Consider the following 7,300-nt stretch of genomic DNA (forward strand, 5'->3'; position numbering starts at 1 on the left):
GCCCCGCGCAGCAGGAGGCACCGCCCGCGGCACCGGTCGCACCGGGGCCGCGGGCCGTGTCGACCCCGCCGGGCCCGGGGCACTCCTCCACGTCGCCGAGGACGACGCCTCACCGACCGAGGAACAGGGAGGCCGAGCGGGACTCGGCATCGGCGTAGGTGCCTGCCGCGACGGCCAGCTGGGCGCCGATGGCGTCCAGGGCCGCCTCGACCTGGGCCTGCGTCACGCGCCACTGTGCCGTGCACTCGGTGAAGTTCGCGGAGGCGACCCCCGCCCAGCTGCCCTGCAGGGAGACCAGGTCGGCCATCATGGCCGCCACCTCACCCCTGATCCGCTCTCCCGTGCCCGTCACACGTGCCGCCGACGCGGCCACCTGCTCCGGATCGACCACGAACATCGCCATGCGATTCCTCCCTCCCGGTCCCACCCTGGGACCACGGGGCGAGGCTAGGTGGACCTCCCGAACCTCCGGGGGTGCGGGGCGCGCACCTGTGGGGACGCGGGAGGACGGCCGCGGTCCTGTGGACGGGGGACGCCACCGGCGCGGGAGTGCCCGCGCCCCGGGCGGTGGTGACCAGCGCGGACCCGGGCACCTGGGGACGGGCACGGTTGTGCCGTGGTCCCCGGCAGGGGGCCGTCAGTCAGTGGGAGTCGCTCGGACGCGACGGGACGTCCAGGGCGTCGATGGCGGTCTCCAGCGAGGACGCGTCGTCCTCGTCCTCCTCGGGCCCGGGCGTGTGGCCGGTGGTCGGGAGGAGGGGGAGACGACCGGTCGAGGTCGTGGCGTCGTTGTCCACGTCCTGGGGCGTGGCGTTCTTCCGCAGGTGCTTGCGTCGGATGATGATCGTCCCGGTGGAGGTCATGGACTCGTCGGAGCCGAAGTTGGGCCGTTCGGGTCCCTCGGCCACGTCGACGTCCACGTCCTGGTGTGCCTCGCCGTTGGGGGAGGAGTCCGAGGGGTCCAGCTTGCCGATGGCCTCGTCCAGCTTGGCGAGCTCGGCCTCGAGGTTCTCCCTCGCCCGCGTCTCCCAAGCCTGGCCCCGGGGCGACTGGAAGACGGAGGGACGGGCCAGGAGGTGACGCACGACGAGGCGTCGGGCCCGCAGGTAGGTGAGGTCGTCGACGTTCCCGTACTCCTCGCGCAGGAGCTGGCGGTACTTCTTGTACTCTTGGGGGGTGGCCGCGACGGCCGCGAGGTCGGCGTCGGAGAGCACCTGCGCGTCCAGGTCGTCCCGGGAGGCGGCGTGGGTGGCCATGGTGGTCACGAGCTCACCGACCCGGTTCGCGACGTCGTCGCTGACGCCCAGGGCACGCAGGCGTTGGGAGGTGTGCGCGGAACAGCGGTGGGCGATGGTCTCCGGGCTGGTGCCGGTCAGCTTCGCCTCGACGGCCGTGTTGAGGAAGGCCCCGTGGTACCAGGCCGCGACCCGCAGGACGTCGGGGTCGTGCGTCGAGGAGGACAGCTCGTCGACGTGGGCGAGCACATTGATGAGGTGCCGGACGTTGTGCAGGCGGCGTCCCGGTTCGGTCCAGCGCTTGAGGAGGTCGCGGGCCTCGGCATCGAGGTCCGCCACCGGCGCCGTGGCACCGATCTCGCGCATGGCCTCGACGAACGAACCGAAGAGCCACTGAGGTGCTTCTGCACCCATGTGATCCACGCTCCTGCTGGGGGACATTACCGACACATGCTAGCCGGATGCCCCCTGCGAGTCACGATCCGTGGCGGTCCTCACCCTCCGGTCCGGGCGGCGGGGCGAAGGTGTGCCGGGGTACGTCGGAGGGCGGCTGCGCCTCCTCCGCGGGAGTCCCTGCGGGCGCCGTCGTCCCCTCGGACCGCGTCGCGACGGGCGCCTCCGGGTCGGATCCCACCGACAGGGGCTCCTGTGTCGGCGACGTGGCCCCGCCGTCGGAACGGCCGCGGTCGCCCTCGTCCGCGGAGGCGGGTCCGACCGGGAAGGGGTTCAGGGGGAGCTCGATGCGCACGGTGAGGCCGCCGCCGCGGGTCCGGGTCAGCTTGGCGCTGCCGTGGTGCGCGGCGAGGATCCCGGCCACGATCGACAGACCCAGGCCCGAGCCCCCCAGGGAGCGCGCGCGGGAGTTGTCGGCACGGTAGAAGCGTTCGAACACACGGTCGTGGTCCTCGGGGGCGATGCCGGGCCCGTGGTCGCGGAACTCCACCACGGCACAACCACCCGTGGTGCCCAGGGCCAGTTCCACCGACGACCCCTCGGGTGTGTAACGGTCGATGTTGCCCACGAGGTTGGTGAACACCTGCTGGATACGGTCGCGGTCCGCGGAGACGACCAGGGTCATCGGGGGGTGCCGCCCGGCCAGGGACATGACCCGCACGGGCCGGCTGGGGTCGAGGGCCTGCAGGTCGAAGGCCGCGTTGTCCGCCATCTTCAAGAGGTCGACCTCGGTGGGGGTGAGTGCCCGGCCCTCGTCGAGCCTCGCCAGGGTGAGGAGGTCCTCGACGAGGGAGCCCATGCGTGTGGCCTCCGACTGGATGCGCCCCATGACCTCTGCCGTGCGCTCGGGGGGCACACCTCCCATGGCGTACAGCTCCCCGTACCCGCGGATCGCGGCCAGGGGTGTGCGCAGCTCGTGGGAGGCGTCGGAGACGAAGCGGCGGATGCGGCGTTCGGAGCGCTCGCGGGCCTCGAAGGACTGCTCGACCTGGGTGAGCATGGTGTTCAGGGACAGTGCGAGGGAACCCACCTCTGTGGTCGGGGGCTCGGGCCGGATGCGCTGGGTGAGGTCGCCCGCCGCGATCTGTCCGGCCACCGACTCGATGCTGCGCAGCGGTGAGAGGGAGCGGCGCACGAGGTACCTGCCCAGCACGCCTCCCGCCGCGACGATGATGACGGAGGAGAGCAGGAAGTAGGCGGCGGTGTTCGCCAGGGTGCGGTGGACGTCGGTGAGCGGCAGTGCCACCGTCATCACCCCCGCGGGTGTCGAGGTGCCCTGGAAGTAGACGGGCATGGCGATCGCCCGCCACGTGTAGCCCGCCCGCGAGGAGGCGACCGTGACCGGCCGGGTCGTGCCGTCCGAGGTGTCGGGGACCTGACCGATCGTCAGGAGCTGGGGGATCTCGGGTGTGCCCGAGCGGGCGAGGGTGTCACGGGAGACGGAGACCCGGGTGCTCCCGTCCACCAGGACCCAGCGGATGTAGAAGGGAGTGGGCACGTTGGGGCTGTCGTCGGTGGTCGACTGGGTGGACTGGGACACCAGTGAGCTCGCCGAGGTGGAGAGCTGCTCGTCCACCTGCGCGATGAGGTGGCGCTGCAGCAGGCCGATCATCACCGTGCCCGCCATCGCCAGGCCGAGGGCCAGCAGGGCCGTGATGAGGGTGACCATCCGGGTCACCAGCGGTGTGGCGTGCCAGGCCCTGCGGGCCCGGTCGACCCAGCCCACGGGTCAGTTCTCCTCGCGCAGGATGTACCCGACCCCGCGACGGGTGTGGATCAGCTCCCCACCGGCGCCCTCGACGGCCAGCTTGCGACGCAGGTAGGAGATGTAGGACTCGACGATCGCGGCCTCCCCGTCCCAGTCGTACTCCCACACGTGGTCGAGGATCTGCATCTTGGACACGACGCGTCCCTCGTTGATCATCAGGTAGCGCAGGAGCTTGAACTCGGTGGGGGAGAGGTCGATCTCCGTGCCGGCCCGGTGGACCTCGTGGGCGTCCTCGTCGAGGACGAGGTCACCGACCCTCAGCTTGCCGTCGTCCTCGGCACCCTGGCGGGTGCGGCGCAGGATCGCACGGATGCGGGCGACGACCTCCTCCAGGCCGAAGGGCTTCGTCACGTAGTCGTCCCCACCGACGGTGAGGCCCTGGATCTTGTCGCGCATGTCGTCGCGCGCGGTGAGGAAGAGGACCGGGACGTTGACCCCGGCCTCCCGCAGGCGGCGGGTCACCGTGAAGCCGTCCATGTCGGGGAGCATGACGTCCAGGACGATGAGGTCGGGCGACTCCTCGGTGGCGAGGCGGTAGGCGCCGGCGCCGTCCTCGGCGGAGAGGACGTCGAAACCGGCGAACCTCAGTGAGGAGGCGAGGAGGTCCCTGATGTTGGGTTCGTCGTCGACGACGAGCAGTCTCGCCTCGCCCTGCTCGGGGGTGTTCGGGATCGTCATGGGACCAGCTTGGTCCGGTTGTCTGGATGTTTGCTGGGAGTCAGGTGGAAGGCTGCGTGGTGTCCGGTGTGACACGATGGGTGCGCCGCGCCCGCGGCCAACTCCCCCGGAAGGAAGCCACCATGACCGACCCCCTGGAGCCGGAGGGCGTCGACTTCGTGCCCGTGTCCGCCGGCCTGGTGACCGTGCGCGTCATCGCGGTCCTGATCTGGACGCTCGTCCCGGCGCTGGCCTGCGCCGTGGTGGCGGTGCTGGTCACCCGTGGGTCTGGACCGGGGTCGGCGTCCTGCTGGGGGTGATGGCCTGGTTGCTGTGGCTGGTCCCCCGGCAGGTGCGCGCCATCGGCTTCGCGGAGACGCGGGAGGAGTTCCTCATCCGCCGCGGCATCATGTTCCGCAGCCTGACGGTCGTCCCCTACGGCCGCATCCAGTACGTCGACGTCTCCGAGGGCCCCATCGCGCGCCGCTACGGGATCGCCTCGATCACCCTCCACACCGCCTCCGCGGAGACCTCTGCCAGTCTCGACGGTCTGCCTGCCGCGGAGGCCGCCCGACTGCGCGACCTGCTCGCCGAGCGAGGGTCCGCGGAACTGGCGGGCCTGTGAGCGCGGACGGCGGGTCGCAGCAGGGCCGGGGCCCGCGCGGCGGCGGACCCGGGGACGGACGCGTGCGCGCCGTGGACGAGGGCGTGCCTGAGGACGCCTGGCGTCGCGTCCACCCCATCTCGCCGGTGCTCAACGCCTGGAAGGCGCTCGCGGCCCTCCTCGCGGTGATCGTCTACCAGAACACCGACCTGGTCACCGACCTCCTGAACTCCCGGTGGGCGCGTGAACGCGGTGGTCTCCTCATCGCCGCGATGGTGCTCGGCGCGCTCCTGCTGTTCCTGCTGGTGGCGGGCGCGTACTCGTGGCTCGCCTGGCGGGCGACGTCCTACGCGGTCACGGACAACGCCGTGTGGTACCGGTCCGGGATCCTCTTCCGCTCCCAGCGCCACGCCCGCCTCGACCGCATCCAGGCGGTCGACGTCGTCCACCCCCTCCTCGGACGTCTCTTCGGCCTGGGCCGCCTGTCGGTGGAGGTCGCCGGGGGGAGCGGGTCGAACCTCACCTTCGGCTACCTCACGACCGACACCCTCGACGCCCTGCGCGCCGAGATCCTCGCGCGGGCTGCGGGCCTCCACCTGGCCCCCGGGGTCAGCACGGGCCACGGGACCTCCACCGTCCGGGGGGCGGGTCACCGGACCCCGGCGGACGGGGGGACCGGAGCGGGGGACGGCGCCGGGCCACGCACTGCTCCGGATGGTGCACACCGGGCCGACGACGGTCCCACGGCGGTGCCGTCCGCTGCGGGGTCGACGCAGGGTCCCGCACGCGGGGACGACGCGCCCGCCGACCCCCTCCCCGGGGAGGACACACCCGCCGGCTCCGCCCTCGTGCGCCCCCCTGCCGGGACGCAGCCCGACGGTGCGGAGCCCGGGAGCACCGCCCCGCACCACCACGGTGCCTCCCACCCGGACCCGGCCACGGGGGCGCCCTCGTCGGTGCCGGTCGCCCACGAGCACGAGCTCTACCGCGTCCCCGCCGGCCGCCTGGCGGCCTCGATGCTGATCTCCTCGGGAACCCTGGTCGGACTCCTCGTGCTGGTCGGGGTCGTGGCCGGGGTGGCCGTCGCCGTGGTGACCCTGGGTGCGCGTTCGCTCACCGGGCTGCTCGCCGTGGTCCCCGGCGTCCTCGGTGTGGCCTCCCACCTGTGGGGCAGGTTCTCCGGGGAGTTCAACTTCACCGCTGCCGTCTCCCCCGACGGCATCCGCATCAGACGTGGACTGACCGAGACCCGGTCCCAGACGATCCCCCCGCGCAGGGTGCACGCGGTGGCCGTCACCCAGCCCTTCCTGTGGCGGCGGATGGGCTGGTACCGCGTGACGATCACCCAGGCCGGCTACGCGGGGGACTCCTCGGACACCGGCAGCGGGGCCAGCGGTTCCAGCGACGTCCTCCTGCCCGTGGGCACCCGCGCCGAGGCCGAGCTGGCCGTCTGGCTGGTCGTGCGGGACCTGGGCGTGGAGGACCCGCGCGCCTTCATCGAGACCGGGTTGCACGGCCAGGACGGGGGCCGGGGGTTCGTGGCCAACCCGAGGCGTTCGCGGGTCCTGGACCCGCTGAGCTGGCGCCGGCGCGCGGTGGCCCTGACACGCACCTGCCTGGTCGTGCGTGACGGGCGTGTCTCCCACTCGTTGACGATCGCCCCGGTCGAGCGTCTCCAGTCGCTCGGTGTCGACCAGGGCCCCTGGCTGCGTCACCTCGGTCTCGCGACCCTGCACATGCACATCGTCCCCGGCTCGGTGCGGGCCACGGCCCACCACGTGGACGCCGACGTGGCACGGGACCTCCTCGGGGAGCTGTTGGAGCTGGGTCGTGTGCGGCGCGGCTCGGAGCCCCCCGAGAAGTGGATGATGCGTGTGGCCGACGCGGTCCCCGATCCCCGCCTGCGCGAGGCGATCGTCGAGGACGTGGGCGCCGGGACCCGGGCGGAACCCGGGGACGGCACGGGCGCCGGAGTCTCCCCGGCGGAGGGGGACGCCGTCGCAGGTCGGGTCAGGAGTGACGAGGACGGGGCCGGCCCGTCGGAGGAGGATTCCCATGACAGGTGAGCGTCCGGGACGGCTCGGGGTCGGCGTGGTCGGGATGGGGCACGTCGGTCCCGTGATCGCCTCTGCCCTGAGGGCGGTGGGGCACACGGTCGTGGGCGTCACGGCGACCTCCCCCGCCTCGCTGGAACGTGCGGAGGTCATGCTCCCGGGAGTGCCCGTCCTCGGGGTCGAGGCGTTGGTGGAGCGCTGCGAGCTCGTGGTCCTGGCCGTGCCCGACGACCAACTCGGGCCCCTGGTCGCCGGGCTCGCGGACCTCCGCGTGTGGCAGGGCGGCCAGCTCGTCGTCCACACGAGCGGTGCCCACGGCACCGGGGTCCTCGAACCCGCCCGGCGCCTGGGGGCGATCCCGATGGCCATCCACCCCGCGATGACCTTCACCGGGACCACCGTCGACGTCGCCCGTCTGGTCGGCACGCCCTTCGCCGTCACCGCCCCGGCACCGGTCCTGCCCATCGCCCAGGCCCTCGTGGTCGAGCTCGGCGGGGAGCCCGTGGTGGTCGAGGAGGCACGACGGGCG

Annotated in this window: 8 protein-coding genes; 4 read left to right on the top strand and 4 right to left on the bottom strand. The window is 72.9% G+C overall.

Annotation, left to right across the window (positions count from 1 at the left end; translation table 11 throughout):
• Positions 1–109: 109 nt before the first annotated feature.
• From TA90_RS08875 to TA90_RS08890, 4 genes are all read right to left on the bottom strand, one after another.
• Positions 110–403, bottom strand: a complete 294-nt coding sequence (locus tag TA90_RS08875) for a WXG100 family type VII secretion target (protein WP_043535849.1) — start codon at positions 401–403, stop codon at positions 110–112.
• 238 nt (positions 404–641) lie between these two features.
• Positions 642–1,649, bottom strand: coding sequence for an HD domain-containing protein (locus TA90_RS08880; RefSeq protein ID WP_043535850.1), 1,008 nt, complete (start codon positions 1,647–1,649; stop codon positions 642–644).
• Positions 1,650–1,710: 61 nt separating this feature from the next.
• Positions 1,711–3,414 (bottom strand): sensor histidine kinase, encoded by a 1,704-nt coding sequence (locus TA90_RS08885; protein ID WP_074015367.1) that lies wholly within the window; start codon positions 3,412–3,414, stop codon positions 1,711–1,713.
• Positions 3,415–3,417: 3 nt separating this feature from the next.
• A complete protein-coding gene (locus TA90_RS08890; RefSeq protein ID WP_043535851.1) occupies positions 3,418–4,134 on the bottom strand; it encodes a response regulator transcription factor in 717 nt (238 codons plus the stop codon).
• Positions 4,135–4,256: 122 nt separating this feature from the next.
• On the opposite strand from TA90_RS08890, the gene TA90_RS15605 reads away from it, so the two are divergent.
• The 4 genes from TA90_RS15605 to TA90_RS08905 form a co-directional block, all read left to right on the top strand.
• Positions 4,257–4,433: a hypothetical protein gene (locus TA90_RS15605; protein ID WP_231550711.1), complete on the top strand. Its 177-nt coding sequence runs from the start codon at positions 4,257–4,259 to the stop codon at positions 4,431–4,433.
• Positions 4,433–4,738: a PH domain-containing protein gene (locus TA90_RS15610; RefSeq protein ID WP_231550712.1), complete on the top strand. Its 306-nt coding sequence runs from the start codon at positions 4,433–4,435 to the stop codon at positions 4,736–4,738. Before TA90_RS15605 ends, TA90_RS15610 begins: the two co-directional genes overlap by 1 nt.
• A 62-nt stretch (positions 4,739–4,800) precedes the next feature.
• Positions 4,801–6,783, top strand: a complete 1,983-nt coding sequence (locus TA90_RS15165) for a PH domain-containing protein (RefSeq protein WP_052450696.1) — start codon at positions 4,801–4,803, stop codon at positions 6,781–6,783.
• Positions 6,773–7,300, top strand: a 528-nt coding sequence (locus TA90_RS08905; RefSeq protein WP_043535852.1) for an NAD(P)-binding domain-containing protein, incomplete at its 3' end; no start/stop codon positions are given. The genes TA90_RS15165 and TA90_RS08905, both read left to right, overlap by 11 nt.

The organism is Actinomyces polynesiensis, assembly GCF_000820725.1.
GTDB classification, from domain to species: Bacteria; Actinomycetota; Actinomycetes; order Actinomycetales; family Actinomycetaceae; genus Pauljensenia; species Pauljensenia polynesiensis.

What these genes read in the sequence shown, in the direction of transcription:
- TA90_RS08875 (WP_043535849.1), bottom strand. Translation starts at nt 403, where the DNA reads ATGGCGATGTTCGTGGTCGATCCGGAGCAGGTGGCCGCGTCGGCGGCA.
- TA90_RS08880 (WP_043535850.1), bottom strand. Translation starts at nt 1,649, where the DNA reads ATGGGTGCAGAAGCACCTCAGTGGCTCTTCGGTTCGTTCGTCGAGGCC.
- TA90_RS08890 (WP_043535851.1), bottom strand. Translation starts at nt 4,134, where the DNA reads ATGACGATCCCGAACACCCCCGAGCAGGGCGAGGCGAGACTGCTCGTC.
- TA90_RS15605 (WP_231550711.1), top strand. Translation starts at nt 4,257, where the DNA reads ATGACCGACCCCCTGGAGCCGGAGGGCGTCGACTTCGTGCCCGTGTCC.
- TA90_RS15610 (WP_231550712.1), top strand. Translation starts at nt 4,433, where the DNA reads ATGGCCTGGTTGCTGTGGCTGGTCCCCCGGCAGGTGCGCGCCATCGGC.